A 13344-nucleotide genomic window follows, 5' to 3' on the forward strand; every position below is an offset into this window, starting at 1 on the left:
GACCCGGCGCAACAGATGGCGGTCGACCGCCTGCAACAGGCGTACGACGACTGGGTCCATTACAAGGCCCAGCGGTCGTCCGCTTTCAAGCGCCTGATCAACCGTCCCGACGTGCCCAAGGGCATCTACATGTGGGGCGGGGTGGGGCGCGGCAAATCCTTCCTGATGGATTCGTTCTACCTGGTGGTGCCGGTGGTGCGCAAGACGCGCCTGCATTTCCACGAATTCATGCGCGCCGTCCACGGCCAGCTGGATGAACTGAAAGGCGTGGCCGATCCGCTCGACGAAGTGGCCAAGCGCATCGCCAAGAAGTACCGCCTGATCTGCTTCGACGAATTCCACGTCTCGGACATCGCCGATGCGATGATCCTGTACAACCTGCTGAAAGCCTTGTTCGACAACGGCGTGAGCTTCGTGATGACCTCGAACTACGAGCCATCGACCCTGTACCCGGACGGCCTGCACCGCGACCGCATGCTGCCCACCATCGCCCTGCTGCAAGAGAAGCTGGACGTGCTGAACGTGGACGCCGGCAACGACTACCGCAAGCGCGCGCTGGAGCAGGTCGAGGCTTACTACACGCCACTCGACGCGGCATCCGACAAGGCGCTGCGCGACGCCTATGCCAAGGTGGCCGATACCGCCGACGAATCGCCGATCGTGCACATCGAGAAGCGCGAGATCCGCGCACTACGCAAGGCGGGCGGCGTGATCTGGTTCGATTTCGCGACCCTGTGCGGCGGCCCGCGTTCGCAGAACGATTACCTGGAACTGGCCAGCCAGTTCCACACGGTGGTCCTGTCCGGGATTCCCGCGATGTCGGCGGCCCAATCGTCGGAAGCGCGCCGCTTCACCTGGCTGATCGACGTGTTCTATGACCACAAGGTCAAGCTGATCATGTCGGCCGCGGTCGAACCCGAGGAGCTGTACACCACGGGCCAGCTGGCGAACGAATTCCACCGGACCGTATCGCGTATCATCGAGATGCAGTCGCGCGAGTACCTGCTCGCCGAACGGCGCGGCGCGGCCGACGCCATTGCATGATCGAAAGGAATACCATGACAAGACTACCGATGCTGCGTACCCTGGCTGCCGCCGCCTTGACCCTGCTGCTGGCGGCGTGCTCGAACACCGAGCTGGCGTCGCAAGAGGCGCCGCCCGCGCCGACCACCTCGCCCGAGCAGGCCGAGGAGCGCCTGGCGGCGGTGGCCCGCGAGCGCGCCGCGATCGAGACGCGCTATGCCGACCGCGAAGTGGTCTGCTACGACAAGTTCTTCGTCAACAGCTGCCTTGACGAAGCGCGCGAAGTGCGGCGCGCGGCGCTGGTCACACAGCGCGCGATCGAGATCGAGGCTTCGCTCTACCTGCGCCGCCTCAAGGTCGAGGAACGCGACCAGGCGATCGCCGAGGCCGACGCCGCCTATGCCGCAGAAGAAGCGGAGCTGGCCGGCAATCCGCAAGCTGCGAAGGACCCGGCCGGCGCCGCCGTGCCGCCGCCGCGCACCAAGCCGGGCGAATCGCGCGTGGTGCGCAACCAGCAGCGGGCCCAGGAAAACGCGGCGAACGCCGAGAAGGATGCGGCCGAGCGCGCGGCCAATGTCGCGGCCTATGAGGAACGCCGCCGCAAGTCGGAAGAGCGCCAGAAGGAAGTGGCGCGGCGCGTGGCCGAACGCGAAGCCAAGGCGGCCCAGCGTGCGGCAGAAGAAGCGAAGAAGACGAACGGCAACCAGCCGGCGCCGGCCAATTAGCCCCGGTTCGGCCCGGCGAAAGATCCGTCCTGGGCCGGTTTCACGAGCTTGACGATCGCCATCGTGCAATTGCCTCCTTTGCCTTGGGAGCGTTCGGTGGCCTTGTTGATGAGCATTTCGGACGCCTGGCGCGGCGTCGTCTTGGCGGTCACGGCCGCCAGTTCGGCATCGGTGAAGAAATGCCACAAGCCGTCCGTGCACAACAGGAAGCTGTCGCCCGCGGCCAGGCCGGTATGGCTGCCGGTGGTGACGAAGGGTTCCTTGCGGCTATTACCCAGCAGATTGAGCAAGAGCTTGGAGCGGCGGTGGTTGCGCGCCGCATCCGGCGGCAGGCGGTCGCTGGCGACCAGGTGCTCGACATAGGCGGCGTCGCCCGTGCGCACCGCGCACTTGCCATGTTCGAAGCGGTACAGGCGCGAATCGCCGACGTGGGCCCAGACCGCCTCGCCGTGCGGGCTGATCACCAGGCCGACGAAGCTGGCGTGGATGTCGGCCTGGCGGGCGACGGCATTCATCTTGATCACCGTATGGGTTTCGCTGATCATGTCGTGCAGCAGCTGGGCCAGGCGCTCGATGCCGGGCCGCTCGCCGGGCTTGAATTCGTCGAAGACCTGGCGCGCGGTGTGCAAGACCTGGTCGGCCCCGGCCGGGCTGGCGACGCCGTCCGACACCACCGCCAGCATATAGCCCGGGGCGCGGGCGCCGGTGAACAGGGCGGCGCGGTCGTTCTGCTGGGGGCGGTTTCCAATATGTTGCGCGGTACCCGCTTCGATCTTGTAAGAAGTCATAAATCCGTGTTTTCCAGGACGCTAACGCCATTCTTTGTTGGCGGCAACCTCCGCCTCGATTAAACTATGCACTGATAAGCCACCAGCGCGCAAGTTAACCTGGCGGCAACAACATAGCAAATCCCGGAGCGCCCGCCCTGGCCGGCGCTTTTCGCCATTCTTTCCCGTAACTGCATCCAACATGACTGACGTACAGGACATCCAGCGCCGTATTATCGAACTCGATGTGGAACACCGCGACCTCGATGCCGTCATCTCCCTGTTGACGGCGGACGGTCATGCCGACCAGTTACAACTGCGCCGCCTCAAGAAGCGTAAACTGCAGCTCAAAGATCATATTACGCTGCTGAAGATGCAGCTGGTACCCGATATCCCGGCCTGATTCATTCCCAGGCCCAACGAAACCACGTATTTTGACCGACCAACACTCTGTTTCTCCGGATGCGGTGGAGCCTATTGCTCCCGCAGCCCCGGAAACCCAGGCTCCCGCCGGCAAGTACGACGCCGACGTCGACCGCCTGTTCGGTGCGGGCGGCCCGCTCGCGCCCGCCGTCGGCACCTTCAAGCCGCGCCAGTCGCAGACCGAGATGGCCAAGGCCGTGGCCGCGGCCATCGATGGCCAGCAAGTCCTCATGGCCGAGGCCGGCACGGGCACGGGCAAGACTTTCGCCTACCTGGTGCCGGCGCTGCTGTGGGGCGGCAAGACCATCGTCTCGACCGGCACCAAGAACCTGCAAGATCAATTGTTCCTGCGCGATATCCCGACCGTGCGCGCCGCACTGCGCGCGCCGGTGTCGGTGGCCCTGCTCAAGGGCCGCTCGAACTACGTCTGCCACTTCCACCTCGAACGCACCCTGCAGAACGGCCGCCTGACTTCGCGCGACGACGTCGGCCACCTGCGCGAGATCTCGCGCTTCATCAAGATGACGAGTTCGGGCGACAAGGCCGAGCTGGCCAAGGTGCCCGAGACCGCCACGGTCTGGAACCTGGTCACCTCGACCCGCGACACCTGCATGGGCGCCGAGTGCCAGTACTACCAGGACTGCTTCGTCATGAAGGCGCGCAGGGAAGCACAACAAGCCGATGTGGTGGTGGTCAACCATCACCTGTTCTTTGCCGATGTGGCGCTGAAGGATACCGGCGTGGCCGAGCTGCTGCCGTCGGCCAATACCATCATCTTCGACGAAGCGCACCAGTTGCCCGACGTCGCAACCCTGTTCTTCGGTCAGTCGGTCTCCACCTCGCAAGTGCTCGAACTGTGCCGCGACGTGCTGGCCGAGGGCCTGGCCCATGCGCGCGGCGGCCCGGACTGGGCCAAGGTCGTGACCGTGGTCGAGAAGGCCGCGCGCGACCTGCGCCTGTCCTTCGGCGACGGCAACCTGCGCCTGTCGCTGCCGCAGATCATGCCGACGTCGCAATTCTTCCCGGCACTTGAAGCGCTCAAGGAACAGATTGCCGGCATGATCACGGTACTTGAAGAAAACGCCGCGCGCGCCGAGACGATCGAGGCCTGCCGCCTGCGTGCGCACGAGCTGGCCGCCTCGTTCGAGGCCTGGAAGCCGGACCATAAAGCGCCGGCCAGCGAGCAGGCGGTGTTGTGGGCCGAGGCTTTCTCGTCCTCGCTGCAACTGCACAAGACGCCGCTGTCGATCGCCCCGATCTTTACCAACCAGCGCGAGGGCACGCCGCGCAGCTGGATCTTTACCTCGGCGACCCTGGCGGTCAAGAACGATTTCAAGCATTTTTCCGATCAGCTGGGCCTGACCGGAGAGCCGGCCAAGACCTGGCCCAGCCCCTTCGACTACCAGAACCAGGGCATCCTGTACGTCCCGACCGGCCTGCCCGAGCCGCAGGCGGCGGTGTACACCGACGCCGTGGTCGATGCCGCCTTGCCCGTGATCGAGGCGGCGGGCGGCCGTACCTTCTTCCTGTGCACGACGATCCGCGCCGTGAACAAGGTGGCCGAGCGCCTGCGCACCGAGTTCGCCGAGCGCGGCTGGGATTTCCCGCTGTTCGTGCAGGGCGAGCGGGGGCGCACCGAATTGCTCGACTCCTTCCGCAATGCCGGCAATGCGGTATTGGTTGGCAGCCAGAGCTTTTGGGAAGGCGTCGACGTGCGCGGCGAGGCGCTGTCGCTGGTGATCATCGACAAGCTGCCATTTGCGCCGCCCGACGATCCGGTACTGGCCGCGCGCATCGAAGTGATGGAAAAGCAGGGCATGAACGGCTTCATGCACCACCAGCTGCCCGAGGCGATCATCACCCTCAAGCAGGGCGCCGGGCGCCTGATCCGCGACGTCGACGACCGCGGCGTGCTGATGATCTGCGACCCGCGCATCATCACCAAGCCGTATGGTCGCCGCATCTGGCAAAGCCTGCCGTCGTTCAAGCGTACGCGGGTGCAACAAGAAGTGATCCAGTTCTTCCAGCCGGTCGCGGAGGCGGACGAGAGCGCCGCCTGAGGTATCGATGCCCGTTCAGGGCACGATGACCACCTTGCCGATCACCTTGCGCGCCGCCATGTCGTCCAGCGCCCGGGCGGTGTCGGACAGCGGATAGCGCTGCGAGACCTGCGGCTTGAGTTTTCCTTGCGCGATCCAGCCGGTGATGCGCGCCATCGCCGCCAGGTGCGCCTCTTGCTCCTTGCGGGTAAAGTCGCCCCAGAACACGCCGACCACCGAGGCGCCTTTCAACAGCATCAGGTTCCACGGCAGGCGCGGGATCTCGCCGGCCGCGAAACCGACCACCAGGTGGCGGCCGCGCCAGGCGATCGAGCGCAGTGCCGGCTCGCTGTACTTGCCGCCGACCGGGTCATAGACGACGTCCGGGCCGCGGCCGTCGGTGGCGGCGCGCAGCGCCTCGCGCAAGTCGTCGCTGTCGTAGTTGATCAACACGTCGGCGCCATGCGCCTTGCACACGGCCAGTTTCTCGTCGCTGGAGGCGGCCGCGATCACGCGCGCGCCGAGCGCCTTGCCGATCTCGATCGCCGCCAGGCCCACGCCGCCGGCCGCGCCCAGCACCAGCATCGTCTCGCCGGCCTGCAAGGCGCCGCGGTCGACGACCGCGTGGTACGAGGTGCCGTAGGTGAGCGTGATCGCGGCGGCGACGTCGAAGTCCATCCCGTCCGGCATGGCCAGGTAGGCACTGGCCGGCGCCACGGCCTGCTCGGCGAAGGCGCCGGTGCGGGTGAAGCCGATCACGCGCTGGCCGGGGACGACGTCGCGCACGCCGGTGCCGACGGCGCGCACCACGCCCGCGAACTCGTTGCCCGGCGTGAAGGGCAGGGGAGGACGCACCTGGTACTTGCCCTGGACCGTCAGCACGTCAGGGAAATTGACGCCGGCTGCTTTCACGTCGACCACGACCTCGCCGGGGCCGGCGGCCAGGTCGGGCAGGTCTTCGAGCACCAGGCTGCCTGGTGGTCCCCAGGCGGTGCAGCGTATCGCTTTCATTACTTCCTCACATGTTTTATCAACGGCATATTTTCGGGGCGCATTATGCCCTAAGAAAGAGAGGGGATCTTCGTCGCGGAGGCCCCTGTCTGCTTGTCCGTCCGCAAAGCCGGCACGGGAGTGCGCGCTAGAGTCATGTTGATGCGGGTGCCACAAGTGCCCGGGACAAGAGGACAAGCATGGCAATCCGTTACGGTTGTTTCTTCAGTTATGCCCACGGCCGGCACGCGCTGATGCAGCGCTTCAAGTCGGCCCTGGCCGACGCCCTGCGCTGCTATCTCGAACCCTACTTCGACACCGAAGACGAACTGTTTATCGATACCGAGCAGCTCGGTGGTGGCGACGATCTCGATCGCAAGATTGCACGTGCCATGTGCGAGAGCGTCTGCATGATCCTCATCTACACACCCAAGTACGAGGCCCATGCCTATACGCGGCGCGAGTACGAGGCCATGCGCCTGATCGAGGCCGAGCGCGGCAAGTGGTACACCCTGCCGAGCCGCCTGATCATCCCGGTTGTCATGACGCGCCACCCCGCATCGCTGCCGCCCCAGATCAGCGATGCCCGTTTCTACGTCGACTTCTCGCACTACACGATGGCCACGGCCGACATCATGTCGAATCCAGACTTCTTGCCAGACATCGACAAGATGGTCAAGCGGATCGCGGCCCATTACGCATGTCAAAAAAAGCACACTCCGCTCGACCACGACTGCAACCAATTCGTGCTTCCCGCTGTCCCACCCGAATGGCGCGATGTTCCAGACCTGACCTTTCCAAAAGAATGAGGAGCCATATGGACCAACAGGGTATCTTGCTCCAGCCGCTGCCACTGCCCGGCGCGGTGACGAGCTTCCATGCCTACGAGGGTGGGGCGGCGCGCAATGCCGTGATGGCGGCGCTGGCGCTGCAACTGGCAGGCACGCAAGACGCGACGCCGGTACTGGTGATCGACTGGGATCTCGCGGCCCCGGCCCTGCACCGCCACTTCGCGCTGCCGGCCGACGAGCCGTCCGGGTCGGCGTTCGCGCCCGCCTCCGCGCAGTTCCAGTCACCGCAGTTCCAGTCACCGCAGTTCCAGGCACCGCAATTCCAGCCACCGCAGTTCCAGGCACCGCAGTTCCAGGCACAGTATCCGCCGCCGCAGTTCCCGCCGCATCGAGACGCGCAGGCAAGCGGCGACGACACGGGCGAGCAGGCCCGGCCCGGCCTGCTCGAATTCTTCGAGGCCTGCCGCGCCAGGCTGCGCAGCACCGCCGGCCGCGGCGAAGAGCTGGCCGAACGCGTGATCGACGCGGTGGGCTGGCAGGCCTATATCGAGCGCGCCGACGGCCGCCGCCCGGTCTACCTGCTGCGCGCCGGCCGCTTCGACGGCAACTATGCCGAGCGCGCGGGCCGGCTCGACCATGAAGCCCTGTTCGACGCCTGCCCGGCGCTGTTCCGTTGCTTTGCGGCGCGCCTGGCGCAGCACTTCGGCCACGTGCTGGTTGCTGCCGGCGCCGGGCGCTCGGCCGCCGTCAGCGTCTGCACCACACTGGTGCCAGACCGCCTGGTGGGCCTGTTCACGCCGGCGCCGGGCAGCATCGAGGGCATCGAGGGCGTGCTGCGGCGGGCAATCGACTACCGCTGCACGCACGAAGAAGAGCAGCGTCCGCTGCTGTTCTATCCGCTCGCCTGCACGGCCGACGGCGCGCGCAGCGACCCGCAGGCGCGCTGGCGGCGCGGCGACGTGCGCCACGGCCTGCCGGGCTACCAGCCGCGCTTCGAGGCGCTGCTGCGCGCCAGCTATGGCTGGTCGCAGGTCAATCTCGACAGCTGGTTCGACGAGACCCAGCTGGCGCTGGCCGACGCCCTGTCCACCGCCGGCCCGGCCGGCGACCGGCGCGCGCTGGCGCGCCATGCCGCGTTGCTGGCCGAGTGGCTGGCACCCGGCCGTTTCCCCTGGCAGTCGCTGGCCGAGGTCCGCCTGCGCGCGGCGCTGGCCCAGGCACGGCGCATGGCGAACGGCGACGAGATCGGTTCGCCGCCGCTGGCCGAACACCTCGCGCTGCTCGGCCAGTTGTGCCGGCGCGAGCGGCGCCGCGACGAGGCCCGCGCCTGTCTGCAAGAATCGCTGGCGCTGCGCGAACGCCTGCTCGGCGACGAGCACCCGGCCACCCGGGCCGGCCGCGCCGCGCTGGCCGCGCTGCTGCTCGAGAACGGCGACCTGCACGATGCGCGCCGTCATTACGACCTGCTGGTCCAGGCCTGCATGCGCAAGGCCGGCCCCGACGATCCAGAGACCCTGGCGGCGCGCTCGCAGCTGGCGCGCGCGCTGGCCGGGCTGGGCGAGGGCGAACGCGCGCTGGCGCTGCACGAGCAGGTGGTGTCCACCTGCGAGCGCGCGCTCGGCGCCGAACACCTGGTCACGCTCGACTGCCTCGAAGACCTGGCGCACAGCCTGGTGCAGCAGCGCGAGTTCGAGCGCGCCCGCATCGTCCATGAGCGGGTGCTCGACGCGCGCCGCCGCGGGCAGGGCGGCGAGCATGCCGACACCTTGCGCTGCGGCCAGCGGCTGGCGCTGCTGCTGGGCGAGACGGGCGAGCTGGGCAATGCGCGGCGCATGCTTGAGTCGGTGCTGCGCGCCCACGAACGCCATGATGGCCCGGACGCCGCCGGCACCCTGGCGGCGCGCGAGGCGCTGGCCGAGATCCTGGCCGCCCAGGGCGACCTGGCGGCCGTGCGCAGCATCCAGGAATCGCTGGCGCGCACCCGCGAGCGGCACCTGGGGGCCTGCCACCCGGAAACGCTCAATATGCAGCTGCGGCTGGCCTCGACACTCGGCCAGCAGGGCGAGGCCGAAGCCGCGCGCCGCCTGCGCGAACGGGTGGCCGAGCTGCGCCAGCACCTGCGCGAAGTCGAAGGCGTCGAGGGCGTCGAAGGGGCGCCGGCCATCGGCGCCGGCCAGGGCGATGGCGCCGGGGCGCCGTTCGACGCGGTCGCAGCCGGACTTTCGCCGGGCGGCGCCGTCCGCGGCCTGTCCCCGTCATCCTCGCCTGCCGAACAGGGCGATGCTGCGCATTCGGTACGCATTGCGCACGAGCACGCGGCCACCGGCAGGCACGCAGAGGCCGGCCATGCAGCCGACAACCTCGGCCAGAAGCTGACCCAGCTGCAGAACCTGATCGACAACCGCAGCCCAGGAGAGGCGAGGGCGCTGGCCGACAGCCTGCGCACGTCGGTGCTACGGCCCAGCGCCGCCCATCCTCTACGGCGGCGCGGCGCGGCGATGATCAAGCAGGTCTATCTGCAAGAGGGCGATAAGGATGCACTGCTGTCCTTCACGCAAGACGAAGTCTCGCTGCTCGAAGGCGCCCTGATCGAGGCTGCGCGCGACCATTCGATGGCGATGCGCTGAGGCGTTTGCGCGCCGATGGCGCGCGTCGGCGCCGGTCCGGCATACGCAAGCGCAAGCGCAAGCATGCCCAGGCGTGCTTGGGCATGCTCAGGCATGCTCGCATGCTCAAGCATGCTCCCGCATGCTTGACCGTCTGACAAGCAAGTTGGCAAGCCGCTATTTCTCGTTCCAGGCCCAGCTTGCAAGCCTGATCAGACAACTGTCGCATGTCCGCAGCACTGTTATCAAGCCGTCCAGATATCGTCCCGGATTATGAAATCCAGGCGCGAATTTCTCTGGTCTTGTGTCGATACAGCCGTTGCTTCGGGTAAAATCTCCGCCATGCGAATCTTGATCAGTAACGACGATGGCTATCTGGCGCCCGGGCTACAGGCGCTGGCGGACGCGCTCGCGCCGATCGCCGACATCGTCGTCGTCGCGCCCGACAGCAATCGCTCGGGCGCATCGAATTCGCTGACCCTGGACCGGCCGCTGTCGGTCTACAAATCGGCCAACGGTTTCTATTTTACCAATGGCACCCCGACCGACTGCGTGCACATCGCCCTGACCGGCATGTCCGATGCGCCGCCCGACCTGGTCGTCTCGGGCATCAATAACGGCCAGAACATGGGCGACGACACGCTGTATTCAGGCACTGTCGCCGCCGCCACCGAAGCCTTTCTGTTCGGCTTGCCGGCGATCGCCTTTTCGCAGGTGCATGGCGGATGGGCCCATGTCGATTCCGCCGCCCGCGTGGCGCGCGACATCGTCGAACGCTTTGCCGCCGGCGGCTTCGACATGCTGCCCAAGCCCTTCCTGCTGAACGTGAACATCCCGAACCTGCCCTACGAGGACATCGGTCCGCTGACGCCGACCCGCCTTGGGCGCCGCCACCAGGCCGAGCCGGTGATCCGGGCCCAGGACCCGCGCGGCCGCGAGATCTTCTGGATCGGCGCGCCCGGCGCCTGCCGCGACGCGGGCGAGGGCACTGATTTTCACGCGACCTCGGAAGGCCGGGTCTCGATCACGCCGCTGCAGGTCGACCTCACCCACAAGACCCAGCTGGCGCTGCTGGCGGGAGGGCTGGCATGAAGGACGCGCGTCCGAACTTCCCGCTGCCGCTGTCGTCGGTAACGAGCGGCGTGCGCAAGCCCGGCACGCCGGCGCCGTTCGCGACGCCGCAGACGGCCACCCGCAACGCGGCCAGCAGCCATGGCGGCGCCAGGGCGCCCCAGGCGCCGGCCCCGGCGCCGCGCGCACCGGGCTATGTCCAGGTCGCGAACAGCGCCCCGGCCGCCCAGCGTTCCGACCTGGCGGCGACCGAGGCGGTGCGGCGCGCGATGGTGGCCCGCGTTGCGCGCCAGGGCGTGAGCGACCCGAAGGTCCTGATGGCGATGGAGACCGTGCCGCGCCACCTGTTCATCGAACCGGCCCTGTATGGCCAGGCCTATGTCGACGCCTCGCTGCCGATCGGCCACAACCAGACGATTTCCCAGCCCTATATCGTGGCCCGCATGATCGAGGCGATGAATGCGTCAAGGCCGGCCGGCGCAACGCTGGGGAAAGTGCTCGAGATCGGCACCGGCTGCGGCTACCAGGCCGCGGTCTTGTCCTTCGTCGCGAAGGACGTGTATTCGATCGAACGCATCAAGCCCTTGCACGAGCTCGCCAAGACGAATTTGCGCCCGCTGCGGCTATCGAACCTGCGTTTGCAGTATGGCGATGGTATGCTAGGCTTGCCGCAGGTTGCGCCTTTCGATGGCATCATCCTCGCCGCCGCCGGGCTCGAGGTGCCGCGGGCCCTGCTCGAGCAGCTGGCCATCGGCGCGCACCTCGTGGCGCCGGTCGGTGCACAGGTACAGCACCTGCACCGTATTACCCGCACCGGCAAATCCGAGTGGACCAGCGAAACGCTGGAAGCGTGCCACTTCGTGCCGCTGCGCCCAGGCACCATCTAAAAACCCAAGAGGGGCCGCCAGGCCCGCCGTACGCCGATAAGACAATAGAATGCCAATGACACAAGCACCGCGTTTAGCCCTCCTGACGATCCTCATCGGCCTCGTGGCCGGTTGTTCCACCACCACCCGCCAGGCGCCGGTCGTCGAGCGTCCCGTCGCCGCCGCCCCGAGCCGTCCGGCGCCGGCGCAGGTCGAAGAAGCGCCGAAGCAGGACGAGCGCGGCATGTACACCGTGCGCAAGGGCGATACCCTGCTGCGCATCGCGCTCGATTTCGGCCAGAACTACCGCGACCTAGTGGCCTGGAACAACCTGGCCAACCCGGACGACATCAAGGTCGGCCAGGTGCTGCGCGTGACCCAGCCCCAGGGCGAACGCAACGCCAATATCCAGACCCAGCCGGTACCGATGCCGCCGCCGGCCAATGTGCCGCGCAAGACCGAGCCGCGCGCCGACAAGACCCCGTATACCGACGGCAAGGTGGCCGCCACCACGCCGCCGCCGGCCAGCACCGCGCCGGCCACCCCGGCAGCGCCAGTCGCAGCCGACGAAGCGCGCCTGAGCTGGATGTGGCCGTCCGAAGGGCGCGTCATCGCCACCTTCGACGATGGCCGCAACAAGGGCCTGGACATCGCCGGCAAGCTGGGCCAGCCGGTGGTCGCGGCCAGCGCGGGCAAGGTAATGTATGCTGGCAGCGGCATCCGCGGTTATGGTAATCTCGTCATCGTCAAGCACAGCAACAGCCTGTTGTCGGCCTATGCCCATAATCGCAAGATCGTGGTCAAGGAAGGCGACAACGTGACCCGTGGCCAGGTAATCGCCGAGATGGGCGATTCCGACGCCGACCTGGTCAAGTTGCACTTCGAGATTCGTCAGCAGGGCAAGCCGGTCGACCCGACGAGGTTCTTGCCCGTTCGTTAGGAACGGTATGACGCAGCCGCCGCACTCGCTGGACCAGGAGGATACGGACGAGTTTCCGGATGAACCGGAAAGCGAGCGCGTGCATGCTGCGGACGGCGCCGATGGCGAGGACGCCCATCCCGGCAACGCCAGCGCCGGCGCCGAGTCGGTCGACGAGCTGCGCAAGGTCTTGCAGGCCGAGCTCGCGACCGACACCACCCAGCACTACCTGAACCAGATCGGCGCCCGCCCGCTGCTCACGGCAGCCGAGGAAGTCCACTTCTCCACCCTGGCCAAGGCCGGCGACTTCGACGCGCGCCAGAAGATGATCGAGCATAACTTGCGCCTGGTCGTCTCGATCGCCAAGCACTACATCAACCGCGGCGTGGTCTTGCTCGACCTGATCGAGGAGGGCAATATCGGCCTGATGCGCGCCATCGACAAGTTCGAGCCTGAACGCGGTTTCCGTTTCTCGACCTATGCCACCTGGTGGATCCGCCAGAGTATCGAGCGCGCCATCATGAACCAGGCGCGCACCGTGCGCCTGCCGGTGCACATGGTGCGCGAGCTGAACGGCGTGCTGCGCGCCAAATACCACCTCGAAGCGCAGAAACACGACGGCAAGGAAGCCTCGAGCGAAGACATCGCCAGCCTGGTCGGCCGCCCGGTGGAAGAGGTGCAAGACATATTGACCCTGTCCGAGCATGCGACCTCGCTCGACGCGCCGCTCGACAACGATCCCGGCTCGAGCCTGATGGACATGCTGCCCGACGATGGTGAGGGCAGTCCCGACGCCCACGCCGAGCAGCAAGAGGTGGCGCTGCTGGTGCGCGACTGGCTGACCCGGCTTCCGGACAAGCAGCGCCTGGTGGTTACCCGCCGCTTCGGCCTCGACAACGACGACCCGGCCACGCTCGAGACCCTGGCCGAGGAGATGGGCGTGACGCGCGAGCGGGTGCGCCAGATCCAGCAAGAGGCGCTGGTCAAGCTCAAGCGCGCGATGGCGGCGCGCGGCGTGGTGCGCGATTCCTTGCTGTAAGGGCAAGCCGGGCAAGTAGCGTCCCCTTCGATTCCTTGCTATCATGCCCGCCGGGCCGTTTCGGCCATTTTTTTCATGTGCGCGG

General features: G+C 67.3%; 12 protein-coding genes. 10 read left to right on the forward strand and 2 right to left on the reverse strand.

All coding sequences use genetic code 11. The annotated features are described in order from the left end of the window. Together zapE and E8M83_RS12135 are read left to right on the forward strand one after the other, a co-directional pair. On the forward strand, positions 1–1044 hold a 1044-nt coding region (zapE, locus tag E8M83_RS12130; protein ID WP_137173621.1), incomplete at its 5' end, for a cell division protein ZapE. Positions 1045–1058: 14 nt separating this feature from the next. Then, positions 1059–1748: a hypothetical protein gene (locus E8M83_RS12135; RefSeq protein WP_137173622.1), complete on the forward strand. Its 690-nt coding sequence runs from the start codon at positions 1059–1061 to the stop codon at positions 1746–1748. Here the strand turns inward: E8M83_RS12135 and E8M83_RS12140 are convergent. Beyond that, positions 1745–2536, reverse strand: a complete 792-nt coding sequence (locus E8M83_RS12140) for a PP2C family serine/threonine-protein phosphatase (RefSeq protein WP_137173623.1) — start codon at positions 2534–2536, stop codon at positions 1745–1747. The two genes, E8M83_RS12135 and E8M83_RS12140, sit on opposite strands and share 4 nt — an antisense overlap. Positions 2537–2717: 181 nt before the next feature. On the opposite strand from E8M83_RS12140, the gene E8M83_RS12145 reads away from it, so the two are divergent. Both E8M83_RS12145 and E8M83_RS12150 read left to right on the forward strand, forming a co-directional pair. Continuing rightward, a complete protein-coding gene (locus tag E8M83_RS12145) occupies positions 2718–2918 on the forward strand; it encodes a YdcH family protein (RefSeq protein ID WP_005666222.1) in 201 nt (66 codons plus the stop codon). Between the two features lie 31 nt (positions 2919–2949). Continuing rightward, positions 2950–4998: an ATP-dependent DNA helicase gene (locus E8M83_RS12150; RefSeq protein WP_137173624.1), complete on the forward strand. Its 2049-nt coding sequence runs from the start codon at positions 2950–2952 to the stop codon at positions 4996–4998. Between the two features lie 15 nt (positions 4999–5013). Here E8M83_RS12150 and E8M83_RS12155 read toward each other — a convergent pair whose 3' ends face one another. After that, complete coding sequence (locus E8M83_RS12155; protein ID WP_137173625.1) at positions 5014–5988, reverse strand: NADPH:quinone oxidoreductase family protein; 975 nt, start codon at positions 5986–5988, stop codon at positions 5014–5016. A 179-nt stretch (positions 5989–6167) separates the two neighbouring features. Between E8M83_RS12155 and E8M83_RS12160 the strand changes: the two genes are divergently transcribed. The 6 genes from E8M83_RS12160 (at position 6168) to rpoS (ending at position 13259) form a co-directional block, all read left to right on the forward strand. Continuing rightward, entirely contained in the window at positions 6168–6776 is a 609-nt protein-coding gene (locus tag E8M83_RS12160) for a toll/interleukin-1 receptor domain-containing protein (RefSeq protein WP_137173626.1), read from the forward strand. An 8-nt stretch (positions 6777–6784) separates the two neighbouring features. Next, entirely contained in the window at positions 6785–9385 is a 2601-nt protein-coding gene (locus E8M83_RS12165) for a tetratricopeptide repeat protein (protein WP_137173627.1), read from the forward strand. Between the two features lie 321 nt (positions 9386–9706). After that, on the forward strand, positions 9707–10456 hold the full coding sequence (surE, locus tag E8M83_RS12170) for a 5'/3'-nucleotidase SurE (protein ID WP_137173628.1): 750 nt from the start codon (positions 9707–9709) through the stop codon (positions 10454–10456). Then, the gene (locus E8M83_RS12175; RefSeq protein WP_137173629.1) at positions 10453–11322 is read left to right on the forward strand and encodes a protein-L-isoaspartate(D-aspartate) O-methyltransferase; all 870 of its coding nucleotides are present in this window, start codon (positions 10453–10455) and stop codon (positions 11320–11322) included. The genes surE and E8M83_RS12175 overlap by 4 nt, the downstream gene beginning before the upstream one ends. Before the next feature lie 55 nt (positions 11323–11377). Then, complete coding sequence (locus tag E8M83_RS12180; protein WP_137173630.1) at positions 11378–12241, forward strand: peptidoglycan DD-metalloendopeptidase family protein; 864 nt, start codon at positions 11378–11380, stop codon at positions 12239–12241. Positions 12242–12248: 7 nt separating this feature from the next. Then, complete coding sequence (gene rpoS / locus E8M83_RS12185; RefSeq protein WP_137173631.1) at positions 12249–13259, forward strand: RNA polymerase sigma factor RpoS; 1011 nt, start codon at positions 12249–12251, stop codon at positions 13257–13259. Positions 13260–13344: the final 85 nt, after the last annotated feature.

It is taken from the genome of Massilia sp. HP4, assembly GCF_005222695.1.
In the GTDB taxonomy this organism is placed as follows: Bacteria; Pseudomonadota; Gammaproteobacteria; order Burkholderiales; family Burkholderiaceae_D; genus Telluria.

Bases quoted from the DNA above. Each gene is read 5' to 3' on its own strand.
- surE (WP_137173628.1), top strand. From the start codon at position 9,707: ATGCGAATCTTGATCAGTAACGACGATGGCTATCTGGCGCCCGGGCTA.
- E8M83_RS12155 (WP_137173625.1), bottom strand. From the start codon at position 5,988: ATGAAAGCGATACGCTGCACCGCCTGGGGACCACCAGGCAGCCTGGTG.
- rpoS (WP_137173631.1), top strand. From the start codon at position 12,249: ATGACGCAGCCGCCGCACTCGCTGGACCAGGAGGATACGGACGAGTTT.
- E8M83_RS12135 (WP_137173622.1), top strand. From the start codon at position 1,059: ATGACAAGACTACCGATGCTGCGTACCCTGGCTGCCGCCGCCTTGACC.
- E8M83_RS12140 (WP_137173623.1), bottom strand. From the start codon at position 2,536: ATGACTTCTTACAAGATCGAAGCGGGTACCGCGCAACATATTGGAAAC.
- E8M83_RS12145 (WP_005666222.1), top strand. From the start codon at position 2,718: ATGACTGACGTACAGGACATCCAGCGCCGTATTATCGAACTCGATGTG.
- E8M83_RS12175 (WP_137173629.1), top strand. From the start codon at position 10,453: ATGAAGGACGCGCGTCCGAACTTCCCGCTGCCGCTGTCGTCGGTAACG.
- E8M83_RS12165 (WP_137173627.1), top strand. From the start codon at position 6,785: ATGGACCAACAGGGTATCTTGCTCCAGCCGCTGCCACTGCCCGGCGCG.
- E8M83_RS12160 (WP_137173626.1), top strand. From the start codon at position 6,168: ATGGCAATCCGTTACGGTTGTTTCTTCAGTTATGCCCACGGCCGGCAC.
- E8M83_RS12180 (WP_137173630.1), top strand. From the start codon at position 11,378: ATGACACAAGCACCGCGTTTAGCCCTCCTGACGATCCTCATCGGCCTC.